The organism is Dyella sp., assembly GCF_035277725.1.
Classification (GTDB): Bacteria; Pseudomonadota; Gammaproteobacteria; order Xanthomonadales; family Rhodanobacteraceae; genus Dyella_B.
Genome location: NZ_DATEJY010000155.1, coordinates 1 through 15,325 on the forward strand (window position 1 = coordinate 1; position 15,325 = coordinate 15,325).

Annotated in this window: 12 protein-coding genes; 5 read left to right on the forward strand and 7 right to left on the reverse strand. The window is 60.2% G+C overall.

Going from position 1 to position 15,325, the window contains the following annotated elements:
• From VJR68_RS14100 to VJR68_RS14110, 3 genes are all read right to left on the reverse strand, one after another.
• A partial coding sequence (locus VJR68_RS14100; RefSeq protein ID WP_324148629.1) for a non-ribosomal peptide synthetase occupies positions 1–2,318 on the reverse strand: 2,318 nt, incomplete at its 3' end.
• A gap of 60 nt (positions 2,319–2,378) precedes the next feature.
• Positions 2,379–3,296: a cupin-like domain-containing protein gene (locus VJR68_RS14105; RefSeq protein WP_324148631.1), complete on the reverse strand. Its 918-nt coding sequence runs from the start codon at positions 3,294–3,296 to the stop codon at positions 2,379–2,381.
• Positions 3,297–3,654: 358 nt separating this feature from the next.
• Entirely contained in the window at positions 3,655–4,299 is a 645-nt protein-coding gene (locus VJR68_RS14110) for a hypothetical protein (RefSeq protein ID WP_324148633.1), read from the reverse strand.
• A gap of 294 nt (positions 4,300–4,593) precedes the next feature.
• Between VJR68_RS14110 and VJR68_RS14115 the strand changes: the two genes are divergently transcribed.
• Positions 4,594–5,271: a J domain-containing protein gene (locus VJR68_RS14115; protein WP_324148635.1), complete on the forward strand. Its 678-nt coding sequence runs from the start codon at positions 4,594–4,596 to the stop codon at positions 5,269–5,271.
• 16 nt (positions 5,272–5,287) lie between these two features.
• Here the strand turns inward: VJR68_RS14115 and VJR68_RS14120 are convergent, their stop codons facing one another.
• The 4 genes from VJR68_RS14120 to tviB form a co-directional block, all read right to left on the reverse strand.
• Positions 5,288–6,661 (reverse strand): TIGR03013 family XrtA/PEP-CTERM system glycosyltransferase, encoded by a 1,374-nt coding sequence (locus tag VJR68_RS14120; RefSeq protein ID WP_324148637.1) that lies wholly within the window; start codon positions 6,659–6,661, stop codon positions 5,288–5,290.
• A 372-nt stretch (positions 6,662–7,033) separates the two neighbouring features.
• Positions 7,034–8,713 (reverse strand): GMC family oxidoreductase, encoded by a 1,680-nt coding sequence (locus tag VJR68_RS14125; RefSeq protein WP_324148639.1) that lies wholly within the window; start codon positions 8,711–8,713, stop codon positions 7,034–7,036.
• A gap of 48 nt (positions 8,714–8,761) precedes the next feature.
• Positions 8,762–9,772, reverse strand: coding sequence for an NAD-dependent epimerase (locus VJR68_RS14130; protein WP_324148641.1), 1,011 nt, complete (start codon positions 9,770–9,772; stop codon positions 8,762–8,764).
• 210 nt (positions 9,773–9,982) lie between these two features.
• A complete protein-coding gene (tviB, locus tag VJR68_RS14135) occupies positions 9,983–11,260 on the reverse strand; it encodes a Vi polysaccharide biosynthesis UDP-N-acetylglucosamine C-6 dehydrogenase TviB (protein WP_324148642.1) in 1,278 nt (425 codons plus the stop codon).
• A gap of 748 nt (positions 11,261–12,008) precedes the next feature.
• Here tviB and VJR68_RS14140 point away from each other — a divergent pair.
• Genes VJR68_RS14140 through VJR68_RS14155 form a run of 4 tightly spaced genes read left to right on the forward strand, consistent with a single transcriptional unit; the run spans position 12,009 to position 14,806 of the window.
• Complete coding sequence (locus VJR68_RS14140) at positions 12,009–12,953, forward strand: DUF6662 family protein (RefSeq protein WP_324148644.1); 945 nt, start codon at positions 12,009–12,011, stop codon at positions 12,951–12,953.
• 12 nt (positions 12,954–12,965) lie between these two features.
• Positions 12,966–13,493, forward strand: a complete 528-nt coding sequence (locus tag VJR68_RS14145; RefSeq protein ID WP_324148646.1) for an FMN-binding protein — start codon at positions 12,966–12,968, stop codon at positions 13,491–13,493.
• Positions 13,468–14,370, forward strand: coding sequence for an FAD:protein FMN transferase (locus tag VJR68_RS14150; protein WP_324148648.1), 903 nt, complete (start codon positions 13,468–13,470; stop codon positions 14,368–14,370). Before VJR68_RS14145 ends, VJR68_RS14150 begins: the two co-directional genes overlap by 26 nt.
• Before the next feature lie 4 nt (positions 14,371–14,374).
• On the forward strand, positions 14,375–14,806 hold the full coding sequence (locus tag VJR68_RS14155; RefSeq protein WP_324148650.1) for a hypothetical protein: 432 nt from the start codon (positions 14,375–14,377) through the stop codon (positions 14,804–14,806).
• Positions 14,807–15,325: the final 519 nt, after the last annotated feature.

The window sequence follows — 15,325 nt, forward strand, 5'->3', positions numbered from 1 at the left end:
GCCAGCTCGCCATGGATGCGCGTCACCGTGCGCACGGCCAGCAGCGAGTTGCCGCCGAGGTCGAAGAAGTGATCGTTGCGGCCGACCTGGTCCAGGCCGAGCACGTCGGCGAACAGTTCGCACAATCGTTGTTCGGTTTTTCCGATCGGCGGCACGTAGACGCCGGCCAGTTCGGAACGATGATTGTCGGGCGCGGGCAGGGCGCGGCGATCGAGTTTGCCGTTGGCCGTAACGGGCAGCGCATCCATCGCGATGTAGATGGATGGCACCATGAAATCCGGCAGCGCGTGCGCCAATTGATCGCGCAAACGGCGCGCGTTGACCGATGCATCATCAGCCACGTAATACGCCACCAGCCGCTTGTGTCCCGGCCGATCTTCGCGTGCCAGCACGGCGCATGCGCGCAGGCCGGACTGGCGTTGGAGGGCCGCCTCGATTTCGCCGATCTCGATGCGGTAGCCGCGGATCTTGATCTGGCCATCGGCGCGGCCGACAAACTCGATCACGCCCTGTGGCAGCCAGCGCACCAGATCGCCGGTGCGATACACGCGCTCGCCGGCTTCAAACGGATGCGCAACAAACCGCTCGGCAGTCAGCTCGGGCCGTGCCAGGTAACCGCGCGCCAGGCCGGCGCCACCGATATGCAGCTCGCCGATCACGCCGGCGGGCACCGGTTCGCCGCGGCTGTTCAACACGTACAGCGTAGTGTCGGCGATTGGACTGCCAATCGGAATCGAACGCGCCTCCGCGTCCATATCGCGCGGAATGCGATACGTTGCCGCAAAGGTGGTGCATTCGGTCGGGCCGTAGCCGTTGATGATGGTGACGTCAGGCAATGCCGCATAGGCCTTGCGCACGTGTGCGACCGACAAGGCTTCGCCGCCGATCAACAGTTGCTGCAGGCCGCGCAGCTTCTGCGCATTTTCATCGACGATGGCGTTGAACAGCGCCGCCGTCAGCCACGCGATACGTGCGCCGTGGCGCTCGATCGTGTCTTCCAGCCCGCAGCCGGTAGGGATGCGTTCGTGGTGCACGATGCAGGTGCCGCCATTGAGCAGGGCGCCCCAGATCTCGAGGGTGGATGCATCGAAACCGAGCGGTGCGGCGTGCAACAGGCGCGGCTGGTTGTCGAGATCGACATAGGTGACGCCGCGCACCAGACGGATGATGGACCGATGCGTGATCTCCACGCCCTTGGGCGTGCCGGTGGAGCCGGACGTATACATCACATAGGCGAGGGCGCTTGCATCGATGGCAGGCGGGCGATACTCCGATGCATCGCATTCGAGCGATGCGATTGACACGACTGGCAACGCGATGCCGGGCATCGCGGGTACATCTGCGCCGGCAATGATCAACGCGGCTTGCGCATCGTTGATCACAAAGGCAAGACGTTCGGCGGGATAACTCGGGTCCAGCGGCAAATAAGCCGCGCCCGCCTTGAGAATGCCGAGGACGGCAATCAGTGCTTCCGGCGAACGTTCGAGCAACAACGCAACCGGAGCGCCGACTTTGACACCGGCGGCCATCAGGCCCGCGGCAACGCGATCGGAACGCGCATCGAGTTCGGCGTAGGAAAGCGTGAGATCCAGCGACTCGATCGCCGACGAATCGGCGTATTGGCGGGCTTGTTCCTTGAACAGGCCATGCACGGTATCCGTCGCGCGGCGCGATACGGCAGTGGCATTCCATTCGACCAGCATGCGCTGGCGTTCGCCTGGGTCGCAGGCGTCGAACGATGACAAATCGGCATCGCCGGATGCACACAACCATGTCAGCGCACGCATCGCACCGGCGAAGAGCAGGTCGAGCGCGGCGGTGCTCAGCGGTGCGCGAAACGCGACCTCGATGCGCGCTGGAGATGTCTGCACGCACCAGTGGCTGTCGGTGTCGCCGCATGAGGAATCGGTATCGAGCGAAGCAAGCGCGCCGCTAACGATCCACGCCGTACGGCAACGGGCAGGCTCCGCGTTGGCCAGCGACAGCCAGAACGCCTGCAGCCACGCATCGCGCGCACCGGTGCCCGGCACGTCCACCGATCGCAGCCTGGCGACGCCTCCCTCGGCGTAACTGGCAGTAACGGCTTGTGCACCGGTGAAGCGCGATTCGACCAACGCCAAGGCAGCGCAAAGCATCCGCGCATCGCTGACGCCGTATCGCCGAGCTGCACGGTTGAGTGTGGTGACGAATGCGCCATCGAGCACGTATTCGCGCCGCATCCAGCCGCTTGCGCAAGCGCCAGTTTGAGCGGGCAGGACGTCCGATAGCACGCTGCCTTCAGCCGTACCGTCCTGGGGCTTGGTGATGCATGTATTCATGAGGTTTCCGTCCTCCCTGCAGCGGCTGGCGATGCCAGGTTGCGTTACGTGATCATTCGTTCAATCGGCCAAGGCATAGGCGCTTTGATGCGCCAGCGATGGACAGGCCGGCAGATGGCTGCCGGTGCCGTGCGCGGCGACCATCACGGACGCGGCGGCATAGGTCAGCGTGTCGACCAGCGGCAGCTTGCCCACCGGTACCGGCTTGATGCCTTTGCGATAGAGCAGGTCGTTCACCACATGCCGCATGGCGTTGCGGCGTGTCGCCGCCGTGCTGTAGGTGAAGCTGATGGTGATGGATGGCTCATCGCCCGTTTCCACCATGTGCGGGCAGGTGATGGGCATATAGACGCCCATGCCGGGGCTGACCACGAAGACGTGCGCACGCTCGCGGAACGCTTCGCTCCACTTCACCAGGCTTAGATCGTGCCGCGCGTGGAAGACGTCGCGGGCGTGCTCGCTGCACACCTCGGTGTCTTCGGCATCCCACACGTACACCTTCTTGGTGCCGCGAATCTGCAGCAGGATGCCGTGATTGCGGTCGATATGAAACGGCGTGATGGTGTGCGGCGAGGCGACGAAAATCCAGCCGGCGCGGTAATGCATGCCCGGATCCTTGCGTTCGATCAACGGCTGGATCGGGTCCATGGCCATGTCGACCAGGCTGCGGTAGGTGGGGTCGTCCTGCACGTGGCGCAGCAGCATCCATGCCTTGGCTTCGTTGATGCCTTGCAAGGTGTCGGCCGCGGATTTCCGGTTGGGATACAGGCGGCCAACCTCATCGAAGTTGGCATCGGCGCCGGCTTCGTTGTTGAAGGTAAACAGTCGCGTGCTGCCCTGGAAACGCTTGCCCAAGGCCACCAGCTGGTCGGGTTGCAACAGGGGATGCTCGGACAGGCGATGGCGCACGGGCTGGATGCGCGATGGGTCGAAGGTGTCCCAATCAAGCTCGATAAGTGCCGCAGCGCCGATGTTCATGATGACCCTCCCTTCATGCGAAAACGTGGTGCAGGGCGTAAAGGTTCTTTGCGCCGACACATCACTTGCGCCGCGTTCGCCGTGGCGCGTTACAAACTGCAACAGAGTTCTTCAATCGCCGAAAACCCTTGCTCGTCATTCCGGCGAAAGCCGGAATCCAGTCAGATACGTTGTGCGAAGCACACAAAACTTTGTATGTCGTGTGCTACGCACGCATGTTTGACTGGATTCCAGCTTTCGCTGGAATGACGACGGGAGAGCTTCTGGCTATGGAAGCATCCAACGGCATTCCCCCTTCTGCCGCACGTCGATCAAACGCCGATGCATCACCCCCTTGCGCGATGCATCGCCCCTTTCTTCATTTCGATTGAAATGCCAGCAGCCACAGGATGGCGCCCTGGGCAGGGGCGCCTTCCCAGCTGACGTTGTAACGACCTGCAGCGGCGACCTGCTTATAGGCCACCGCGCATTGCACACCGCTGTTATCGGGCAGCTTCAGGTAGCTATCGATAACCGTGAATCCGTTGTTGGGTACGGCGGTCATGCGCTTGATGCCGCCATCGCCCCACCACACGGCAATCAGCGTGGCCGGACCGTTCGTGGTGACGGTGCCGCTGCTCATGGTCGTGCCGGTGGGTGCGTAGGTCTGGCTGATGTCGCGCAGGACGCCCGCATCTTTGATCTCGATAAACGGCACGGAGATTTCGCCCGCCGCGTTGCCGTTCTTGATGAAACTGACGGTGTGGCCGGGGCCGCCTTTGGCCGCGAGCGCTACATAGGCCTTGACGTTGAAGCGATCGCCGTAGCCGTTGCCGAACGGCACGTCGTTGCCCAGCTGCTTCCAGCGATTGCCGTAGTTGTCAATCGGATCCAGCGCGTTGCTCGAATAGCCGCCGTTGAAGACGATCAACGAACTGCCATGTTGCTGTGTTGTGATCGGATCGGTAATGACCGGGTTGGTGCCAAGGCCCTCGGACTGGGTCTGTAGCGTATGCGCACCCAAAGAGACAGTTTGAGCGCCGGGAGCCCCCTCGGCTGGCACGCAACCTGCAACAACGACCAAAAGCACACCGACCGCGGTACAGCGGCAACAAGCGGCAACGTAGTCGCGACAGCCTTGCACGGGATCCCCCTCCCCCTAGGGCGTGTGATTGATTTTGAGAACTAGATCACACTAAGTCAAGCTGAAAATGTGCTTGCGAAGATCTTCACACTGCGCGAGGCTAGCGCTGTTCCTCCGCAGTTGCCCGGGTGGCCAGGCGTGCGGGAGCGGCACCATGCAACAGGGGAAAAAAGCATGGCCAACGAGATCGATTTTCTTGAGTTGTATCGGCAGCTCAGGGTGAGCCCCGATTGCAGCGTGGACGAATTCAAGCGCGCCTACCGCCGCTGCGTATCCACTTTGCATCCGGACCGTACACTCCCGGGGCACGAGGGGTATAAGAATTCGCGCAGCGCACAGCGCCTGCAGCAGCTCAATGTGCAATACGACGCAGCGATGGAATTCCTGCGCCTTCATGGGCGTTTGCCCGGCGCACCGCCACCCGGGGTAGCCGCCTCGCAGCGGACGAACCCACCGCCGCGCCCGACGCCGGTACCGGCATCCACGTCCACACCGCCGCGCATGCCACGGCGCCACGTAAAATGGTTGATCCTGGTGGCGCTGCTCGCTACGGGCGTTCTGTTCTGGGGCGCATCCGCGGTGACGCCTTCGTCGGATGGCAGCAACGACAGCGCCAGCCACGACAATGACGCCGCGCCTGCCGACGCACCGGCGGCGCCGATGTTGACGTTGGGTATGTCGCCGGAAAGCGTACGCGCCATCGAAGGCAGGCCTGTCGAGATTCGTGATGATCTGTGGGAATACGGACCATCGTGGGTGCGGTTCGACCACGGTTCGGTGGTCGATTGGTATAGCTCGCCGCTGCATTCGCTGAAAACGGCGCAAGCGCGGCCGCCCGGTTCGCGCAATTGATCCGCCTGGATTTGCCTTAGCGCGCGCCGCGACTGAACAGCACGACTTCGACGGTCTCGATCAGGATCAGCATGTCGAACAGCAGATTGTGGTTCTTGACGTAAAACAGGTCGTATTTGAGTTTCTCGGCAGCGTCTTCTTCCGACGCGCCATACGGATAGCTCAATTGCGCCCAGCCGGCGAGGCCGGGTTTCAAGCAATGGCGCAAGCTGTAGAACGGAATCTTGGTGGCGAGATCGGCAACGAACTGCGGCCGCTCCGGACGCGGGCCGACGATGCTCATGTCGCTCTTGAGCACGTTCCATAGCTGCGGCAATTCATCGAAGCGCAACTTGCGGCAAATGCGGCCCACGCGCGTGACGCGATCGTCCTGCCTGCTGGCCCAGCGCGCCACGCCGTCGCGTTCGGCATCGGTGCGCATGCTGCGGAATTTAAGCAGCCAGAACGTCTCGCCGTTTTCGCCGACACGTTCCTGCCGATACAGAATGGGCTGGCCGGGACCGGATTCGAGCCGAATGGCCAGCGCCACCAGCAGCATCAACGGCCAGCACAACAGCAACAACGCAGCAGCGGCCATCACGTCGAAACAGCGCTTGGTCAGCCGGCGCAGCGGCGTGGCATGAAAACCGCCGGAAAACACCAGCCACGACGGCTCCAGCGACAGCAGTTGCACACGGCCGGATTCGCGTTCGAAGAAGGTGGTGAGATCGGTAATCATCACGCCGGCCTGCCGGCATTCCAGCAGGCCATCCATCGGCAGCCTGCCACGGCGATCGTCGACGCTTACGACGATCTCATCGATCTGCTCGCGCTTGGCCAGCACCGGCAACGGCACATCCGGCGTAAGCAATTTGTCTTCGGGAACGGCAATGTTTTCGCCGGGGCAGGGCAGGTAGCCAACCACCGTAAAGCCGCGGCGATCCGAACGCCGGCGCATGCGGTTATGAATCTGCGCGGCGCGTTGGCCAGTGCCGAGAATCAACACGCGCGGCTTGAGCGATTCGATCTCCACCACGCGCATAAACAGCAGCCGAAACACCATTACCGCCAGGAAACCCAATACCAGCGCCATGCTCAGCACGCCACGGCCGACATACGCCTGCGGCACCAGGTAATAACCGACGATCAGCAGCAAGCCACCGATAACGAAAGCGACCGCCTGCCGCGCCACTGCGCCTTGCCAGGTGGTACGCAAGTGCGTGCGGTATTCACCGAGCGCCACCATGCCGAACATGATGACCACCGCAAAGATCACCGACCGCAACAGCAAGTGATGCGATACATCGACCAGTTCGTCGGCATTGCGCAAATAGCGAAGCTGCATGGCCAGGTAAAGCGACGAGGCAAGCAGCAGCAATTCGGCGATGCCGAACAGCACTAACCAACGCACGGTTTGACGCCGTAGAAAACGAAGCATCCCAGCTACCCCTAAACACTGTTCCCCCTTGAGGAAGCCGAAACTACGCCATTTTTTTATTGGTGTCGATGGCGGCCTTTAGCCGTCCAAAAGGTGTTGCATGCGTGATACATGGGAGCGCGTTTCATGGGTGATACAGGGGTGAGAAAGTGCTTGAGGAGTACGTTAGGGTGCAGTTATTGAACTCTCATTCCGTCACTCCGGCGAAGGCCCATTGCTGTACGGGAAAAATTTCCGCCGGTCTTGCGGAAGGCTAAAGCAACGTCATCCCAGCTTTCGCTGGGATGACGAATCGGTAGCGTTGAAATTTTCGGAAGAACTTCAGCGGCATGTCACCTGTGTTGCTTACACCGCCTCCGAAACCGCAGAAGCCCGCATCCCCACCCGCAACTGCTCAGCCAGCCGCAACGCGAGCGCAACCACCGTAAAGGTCGGAAACGCCCATCCCCCGGTAGGAAATACTGAACTGCCCGCGACATGCAGGTTGTCCACGCCATGCACGCGGCAGTGCGTATCGACAACCCCGCGCCGTGGATCGTCGGACATGCGCGTCGTGCCCAGGTGATGCGCGGTGGTGTGGACGAGGGGAACAGCGTTGTCGTCGTCGTTCAACCATGCGGCGGGTTGATAGGTGCCGCCGCAAGCGCGGGCAAGCTCAGTGCCGAACAATGCCGCTGCGGTGCGGTAGGTGTGACGATCGAGCGCGGTAAGCCGCCAGTCAACGCAAACCTTCGGCAAACCCAATGCATCGCGCTCATGCGCGAGCGTGATGCGGCTATCCGGATTGGGCGCCTGTTCAAAATACCCGATCAGCTCGACCCGGTTGCTGCGCACGGTCGGCTTGTTGCGCAACTTGTGCAAGAACGCCTTGGCGATATCCGCGGAACCCAATCCGACGCGCAGCGCCAGCATCGCAATATGCGCGTTGCGTGCACGCACATCCTCATCGTTGGCCGGCGCATTTCTCAATGCTGCGCAAAGGCGTGCTTCCAAAAGCGCGTTTTCATCCTGTACGGATGGCCGCAACGCGGCACGAAAATCGCGCAAGGATCGAATGCCTTGCGGTACGGGTCCTTCCACGGCAAATGGATGGACGCGTCCATTCAAGATGCGCCGTGTTTGCTGGAAGGCATCCGCCAAACCGATTTCCGGGAACGCCGGAGCAGGGCCTTTGCCGAGATTTCGATCGTAAGGGCGTGTCAGCCGCTCCGGCGTGTCGGTCGTGATGGTGCCCATGCTGCCGCAGGGGTGATCCATGAAATAACGGCCAACCAGATCGTGCTGGTTGCCCAGGCCATGCGGCACGGCGGAATTGGACAGCAACAGCAGGCGTGCATTTTCGATACCGCCACAGGCCAGCACGTAATGCTGCGCGCGAACGACGCCCTTGCGTCCGTGAAGCGTGCCGATGCGCGCATGGCGAATAGAACCGCCGCTGGCTGAGGCATGCAGTTCAAGCAGGTTGGCATGCAGCAGAACGGTGATATTCGGCGCTTTTTCAAGTTCGGCGCGATAGGCCTTGCCGAACAGCGTCGGGCTGCGCGCAAAGATGTAGTTGACCAGCTTGTCGGCGTCGAACGGCAGCGGTGCGCGTTCGAGTGGCGTCAGGAAAGAGCCGTCACCGAGATAATGCGCGTCGATCTGACAGTACTCGCGCGCGCTTTCGTAATAAGGCTTCAAATCGTCATAGCCGATGGGCCAGCCGCTGTGCGGTACCCAATCGCGTTCGGCCAGATCGCGGCTGCCGAATGGAATGCAGCCGCCGCCCCATAAATTGCAGCTGCCGCCAAAGACGCGCATGCGCGACGTGCCGGCATCCAAGTGCGGCGTGCCGACGGACAGGCCTTCGTACAATGCCTGGCTTTGTTCTTCGCCCGTGGCGCCGCCACCTTCGATCAAGCAAACGGTGGTCGGCGTGCCGATGAAATGCCGTGCGATGGCAATGCCGGCAGCGCCTGCGCCAATGATGCAAAGATCGGCATCGACGTCGGATGCGGCTGAACTATCCAGGTAGTCAATGATCACGTCGCCCCCAGACTCTTTGCGTGCGCAAGTCGCAGCGAGTTGCCGAAGCTACTCGCGGTAGTACTCCCTGTACCAGCTTACGAAGTTAGCAATGCCCGTGGCTACAGAAATTTTTGGCGCATAACCCACCGACTGTATCAGTTCTGTTACATCGGCCTCGGTATCGGGCACGTCGCCAGCTTGCAGCGGCAGCATCTCCATCTTTGACTTGCGACCCAGGCATTGCTCAAGCACCTCGATGTAATGCAGCAGTTCCACCGGTTGCTCATTGCCGATGTTGTAAAGCCGATACGGTGCGACACCGCTGCTGGCAGGGTCGGGCGCGGCGCTATTCCAATCGGTGTTTTTGCTGGGCGCGCGATCCAGCGTGCGCACCACGCCTTCGACGATATCGTCCACGTAAGTGAAGCTGCGCTTGTGCTTGCCGTGGTTGAACACCTTGATCGGATCGCCGGCAAGAATTGCCTTGGTGAACAGAAACAGCGCCATGTCCGGACGGCCCCATGGCCCGTACACCGTAAAGAAGCGCAGGCCGGTGCTGGGAATGCCGTACAAGTGCGCGTAGCTGTGCGCCATCTGCTCGTTGGCTTTCTTGGTGGCGGCGTAGAGCGTAAGCGGATGCTCTGCCGATTGATGCTCGGAGAAGGGCATCGCGGTATTGGCGCCGTAGACCGAACTGGTCGAGGCAAACACCAGATGCTCGACCGGATGTTGACGGCAGCCTTCGAGAATATGCAGAAAACCCGTGACGTTGCTGGAGACGTAGACGTACGGATTTTCCGCGGCATAACGCACGCCAGCTTGCGCAGCGAGATTGATCACGCGTTGCGGCTTGTGCGTGGCGAAGGTTTGTTCGACAGAAGTGCGATCAGCAAGATCGGCATGCACGTGCGCGTAGTGCGGATGGTCGATGAATCGCGCCAGGCGTGCCTTCTTCAAGCGGACGTCGTAATAATCGTTGAGGCTGTCGAAACCGATGACTTCGTCGCCGCGTTCCAGCAACTTGAGTGCGACATGCGAACCGATAAAGCCGGCGGTGCCGGTGACGAGTACTTTCATGGTGTGACGTCCTGTTGGGGCAATGACACTGCTTAAGCTCGATGGCACTCACTTAGGCGGTGTTCGCTTGACTACTGCAAAAAAACTTGAACCCGTCGTCCCGGCGAAAGCCGGGATCCAGTGACTTTTTGGGGCGCCCAAAGTCGCTGGGCCCCGGCTTTCGCCAGGGCGACGATGCCTAAGTTAGTACCGTTGTCATGCAGAGCGTTACTAAAGCCGCCCATCCACCGCCTCACGCGGAAGCACATACTTCACGTCATAAACCACCGACGTCGGCTTGCCAAACGCGCGTATCCCATCCGCCCCCATCGCCACGAACTCGCGATGCCCGACCGCGATGATCACCGCATCGTAATCGCCGTTCTGCGGAAGTTTCACCGGCGTAATCGCATATTCGTGCTCCGCTTCGGCGGCGCTGACCCATGGATCATGCACGTCGACCTGCGCGTTGTAGCCACACAGCGCCTTGAGAATATCCACCACGCGCGTGTTGCGCAGGTCGGGGCAGTTTTCCTTGAACGCCAGGCCCAGCACCAGAATGCGCGCATTCACCGGATTGATACCTTTGCGCACCATCAGGCGAATCACTTCGCTGGCAACATAAGGACCCATGCTGTCGTTGGTGCGCCGTCCGGCAAGAATCACATCCGGGTGATGCCCGACTTCCTGCGCCTTGTGCGTGAGGTAATACGGATCGACGCTGATGCAATGCCCGCCGACCAGGCCGGGGCGGAAGGGCAGGAAGTTCCACTTGGTGCCGGCTGCCTGCAGCACTTCCAGCGTATCGATGCCGAGCTTGTTGAACAGGATCGCCAGGTCGTTGACCAGCGCGATATTGAGGTCGCGCTGGGTGTTCTCGATCACCTTGGCCGCTTCGGCCACTTTCAGCGAGCTGACCTTGTGCGTGCCGGCGGTGATCACGGAGCCATACAAGCTATCGACAAAATCCGCGGTTTCCGGCGTCGAGCCAGAGGTGACTTTAAGGATGCTGGTGACGCGATGCTGCTTGTCGCCGGGATTGATGCGTTCGGGGCTGTAGCCGGCGAAGAAATCGCGGTTGTAAACAAGCCCCGATTCGCGTTCGAGGATGGGAATGCAGATTTCCTCGGTGCAGCCCGGATACACGGTTGATTCGTAGACCACCACATCGCCCGCCGACAACACCTTGCCCAAGGCTTCGCTCGCCTTGATCAAGGGCGTCAGGTCAGGCCGCTTGGCGTTGTCGATCGGCGTGGGCACGGTGACGATGTATGTGTTGCGATCGGCCAGTTCGGCGATATCCGCACTGAAGCGCAATCGCGTAGCCTCGTCCAATTCGCCCGCGCTTACTTCCAGCGTGCTGTCGTGACCGGCACGCAGTTCGTCGATACGCCCTTTCTTGATGTCAAAGCCGATCGTGTCGTAGTGCTTGCCAAACTCGACGGCCAACGGCAGTCCTACATACCCAAGCCCGATGATGGCGAGCCTGGTGTTCTCCAGCTTCCGCATACGTGTCCCCTGATCGTGAGTACTTCCCGGTAAAGAAATGGATCGGCCTGCCAGCACGCGCAGTTGACATCAGCCGCGCATCATCTGCAACTGGGTTGCGTAGGGGGGATGAAATCCCAGCATCAGGCGCCGAAAAAAGCTGGGATTTCATCCCAGCCTACGTGCACAGCAGATTGCCCGTTGTACCAACCTTGTTACACAAAACGCGGGCATGTCGAAATGCGCTGTCGTCGTTCGTTGTCTTTCTGAAAGCCAACCTTTGCCGCCGCATCGAACGACGAGCTTGACTGGGTATCCGGTCATCGAGCGCCGATTCGAGGGAATCACTCATCCGCACGCTTGGCGAAGTCGGCGCGCACGTGATGGGCAGCCGCAGTTACGACGACACGGCCGTGTTCTGGCTTTTTTCGGATACGCCATTCACCGCGGCGATGCATGACATTCCCAAGATCGTTTTTCCCCGACCGGCATCAAAGACGGCACGCAGGTGGATCGCACCGCCGAAAAAGCGAAAGTGAGCCTCGCCGGAGGGCGGCCTGGTGTGACGCCGACCGCAGCGGCAATCGGGCGTTGTCTACCCTGCCTGAATTCAGACCGGTTGTAAGGCCACAAATGACGTCATTTTCAGCCATCTCGCCGGATCAGGCAGCGATCGGCCGCTTGAATGATGAGAATCATTCGTATTGAGGCTGGCGTCAAAATACGCGAGAATGCGAGCTACTCTCATTTCGAGTAGCCAAGGGGCCTCATGTATCGTGTTTTGAAAGGAAGGCTGGCGGCGTGCCTGTTTGCCACCGCCGCCGCATTCGGCGTCTCCATGCCGGCACAGGCCGATGAACCGCTACTGGGTTTTCTCTACACCACCGACTTGCTGCCCAAGCATGGCCAGGAAGTCGAACAGTGGTTGTCGTGGCGCCATCAGAAGGCCGGAGGGCGATACGACCTGCTGGAAGGACAGACCGAATACTCCTATGGCGTGTCCGATTCCTTCCAGTTGTCCGGCTACCTGATCTACGACTGGACCCAGGCCTATCACAACGGTCCCGATGGAACGACGACACCGCCGGAACAGTTTTCGCCGTATTTCCCGGCCCCCGACAGCCACTTCAACAAGACCAAGTTCATTGCTGCCGCGGTGGAAGGCATCTGGCGCGTGCGCAGCCCTTATACGGATCCGATTGGCGTTGCGTTTCTGTTCGAACCGGAAATCGGTCCGCGCTTTCAGGAGCTCTCCTTGAAGGCCATCTTGCAGAAGAACTACCTGGACGACCGGCTGGTGATCGTCGGCAATGCAACGTGGGCACCGGAAGTGCGCGAGCTGCCGGGCAATCCCTATGCCGATCCGGACAGCGTGGATTTCCGCCGCAATACCAACATCGAAACCGACGTGAATTTTGGCGTCGGCGCCTCGTATCGATTTACGTCCAACTGGGCGGCCGGCTGGGAGTTCCAGAACGAACGCGAGATCAACCAGTGGAACCTCTTTGATCACAGCCAGTGGATGGGCAACGCGTGGTATGCCGGCCCCACCATCCATTACGCGAACCAGCATTTCTTTGCGACGTTGACGTGGTGGCAGCAACTTCCGGGCGCGCACAACTACATGGATCCCACCATGATCGTCAAAGGCTATGACGACGATGTGGATTTCGAACACACCCGCGTGCGCCTGAAAGTCGGCTATTACTTCTGACGAGAACGGAACATGAAAGCTCAATTTCTTCTGGTTCCTACGGTCGCGATCGTGGTCGCGGCCACACCGGCTTACGCGAAGGTCTACCTCAGCGTGGAGCAGGCGCAACAGCTCATGTTTCCCGGCGCCACTTTCACGCAGCAGCCGTTGACGTTGACCGATGAGCAAGTCCACGCCATTGAAAAAGCGAGCGGCACCGATGTGCTGAACCACCAGCTGCAGCTCTGGAAAGTTTCTACTGGCGGATGGTTCATTGCGGATCAGGTGGTGGGCAAGCATGAATTCATCCCGATTGCTGTGGGCCTGGACAACGCCGGCGCGGTGAAAAGCATTGAAATTCTCGAATACCGCGAAGCTTTCGGCGATCAGGTGCGCAACCCGCAATGGCTGGCGCAATTCAATGGCAAGCACAACGGCGACACGCTCACCTTGACCAAGGACATCCAGAACATTTCCGGCGCCACGCTTTCGTCCAAACACATCACGGATGGCGTGCGCAGGCTCCTGGCGACTTATGCCATCGCCATCGCTTCCCATTGAACGTGCCAAGCCTCTGTTAGGCACGATCGTCCGCATCCGGGTCGACGGCTTGCCGTCGTCCCTGGCGAACGAGGTCATCACGGATGCGTTCGATCTCATTGCCGAGATCCATCGCTTGATGAGTTTTCATGAGCCGGAAAGCGAGTTGTCGCGGTTGAACCGTGATGCATCACGGCGTGCCGTTACGGTTGATCCGCACACGTATGCGGTGCTTCGCCGTGCCATGGAATTGGCTGAGATGTCGGACGGTTTGTTTGATCCCACCATCGCGCCGCAATTGGTCGACGATGGACTGCTTCCGATTTTGGATGGCGTATCGCCGGTTGCCGATGCGAATTGGCGGGACGTCGAACTATCCCCGGATGGAACCGTTCGATTCGGCAAGCCGCTATGGCTGGATCTGGGTGGCATTGCCAAAGGCTATGCCGTGGATGGCGCGTTCGAACGCATCGCAAAGCATCATCCCACACGTATCTATGTGGAAGCGGGCGGCGATTTGCGTTTGTCAGGGCCGGAACCGGAACTGGTCTATCTGGCGGCGCCGCATAGGGACAACGCCGTGCCCGCGGTTCGGATTGACGATGCCGCCGTGGCCAGTTCAGGCAGCCAGATGCGGCACGATGAAGTGACGGGCGCGCACAGGGTGAGCCCGCACATCGATCCACGCACGCGACGCCACTGCAAAACAGACCGTTTTGTGACGGTGGTTGCATCGCGCTGCATCGATGCCGATGCGCTCACCAAGGTGGTGATGGCTGCCGGTACCGCCTCCGGTGCGATCCTTGATCGATATCAAGCGGTGGCGTTTATGCTGGATGGAACGGACTGGACTTCCATCGGCACGCATGCCTCAATGACCAACTTTTGCGACCCTTGAACCGATGCGCCTGACCCATCCCATCCGCCTGACGCTTTATGTGATCGGCATTGGCCTGTGGCTGACCGGCGCACTTTGGCTGGCCTTCCATTACTTCATGATGCAGCAAACCGCGTTCGGGCCATCCCCGCATCCGTTGGAGCATTGGTGGCTTTCGCTGCATGGGCTGTTTGCCTTCCTGTCGCTGTGGATGTTCGGCTGGCTTTGGGGCCGCCATATCATCTGGGGATGGAAAGCAGGGCGTCATCGCATCACCGGTGGCTTGCTGTTTCTTCTGCTGCTTGAACTCGTCGTGTCAGGCTATTTGCTGTATTACCCGCCCGGCGACAGTGCGCTTCCTATCATCGCCGTGCTGCATTGGTCGGTTGGCCTTTCGCTTTTGCTTCCGTTTCTGGTGCACCGGTTTTGGCGGCCGTCAAAAAAGGGAAGGGCGTAGCCGAATCTCGCACGATTTGCAGGCATGAAATACTGAGTGATATCCAACTTACGGTGGCGTCTGCCACGCGCCGCTCGCTGCGCTCGCACCCACCCTGACCTCAATGCTCCGAACTTAAGGTTCTTCCAGTCGCTACAGAACCCAAACCCGTCATTCCAGCGAAAGCTGGAATCCAGCGACTTTGGGCTGAAAGGCACTGGATTCCAGCTTTCGCTGGAATGACGAACAAGTGTTTCCAGCGGTTGAAAACCCTAAGCTCGGAGCATTGACCCTAACCCTCCCCTGCCATGCAGGGGAGGGGATGCACCCGGGCGAGATTCGGATGCGTATTCAATTAAATGTGTTTCAATCCGCAAAACTCTGTACGCTCAGTCCAGCAAAAAAACATGAACGAGCAAATCCTGAAACGCAACGAATTCTTCGAAGAAAACTTCGCAGACCTGGATCTGGCCGACACCCTGCTGGAAGCAAAATCTTTCGAAAGCTGCTCTTTCACCCAATGCTCGTTCAACGAAGCCA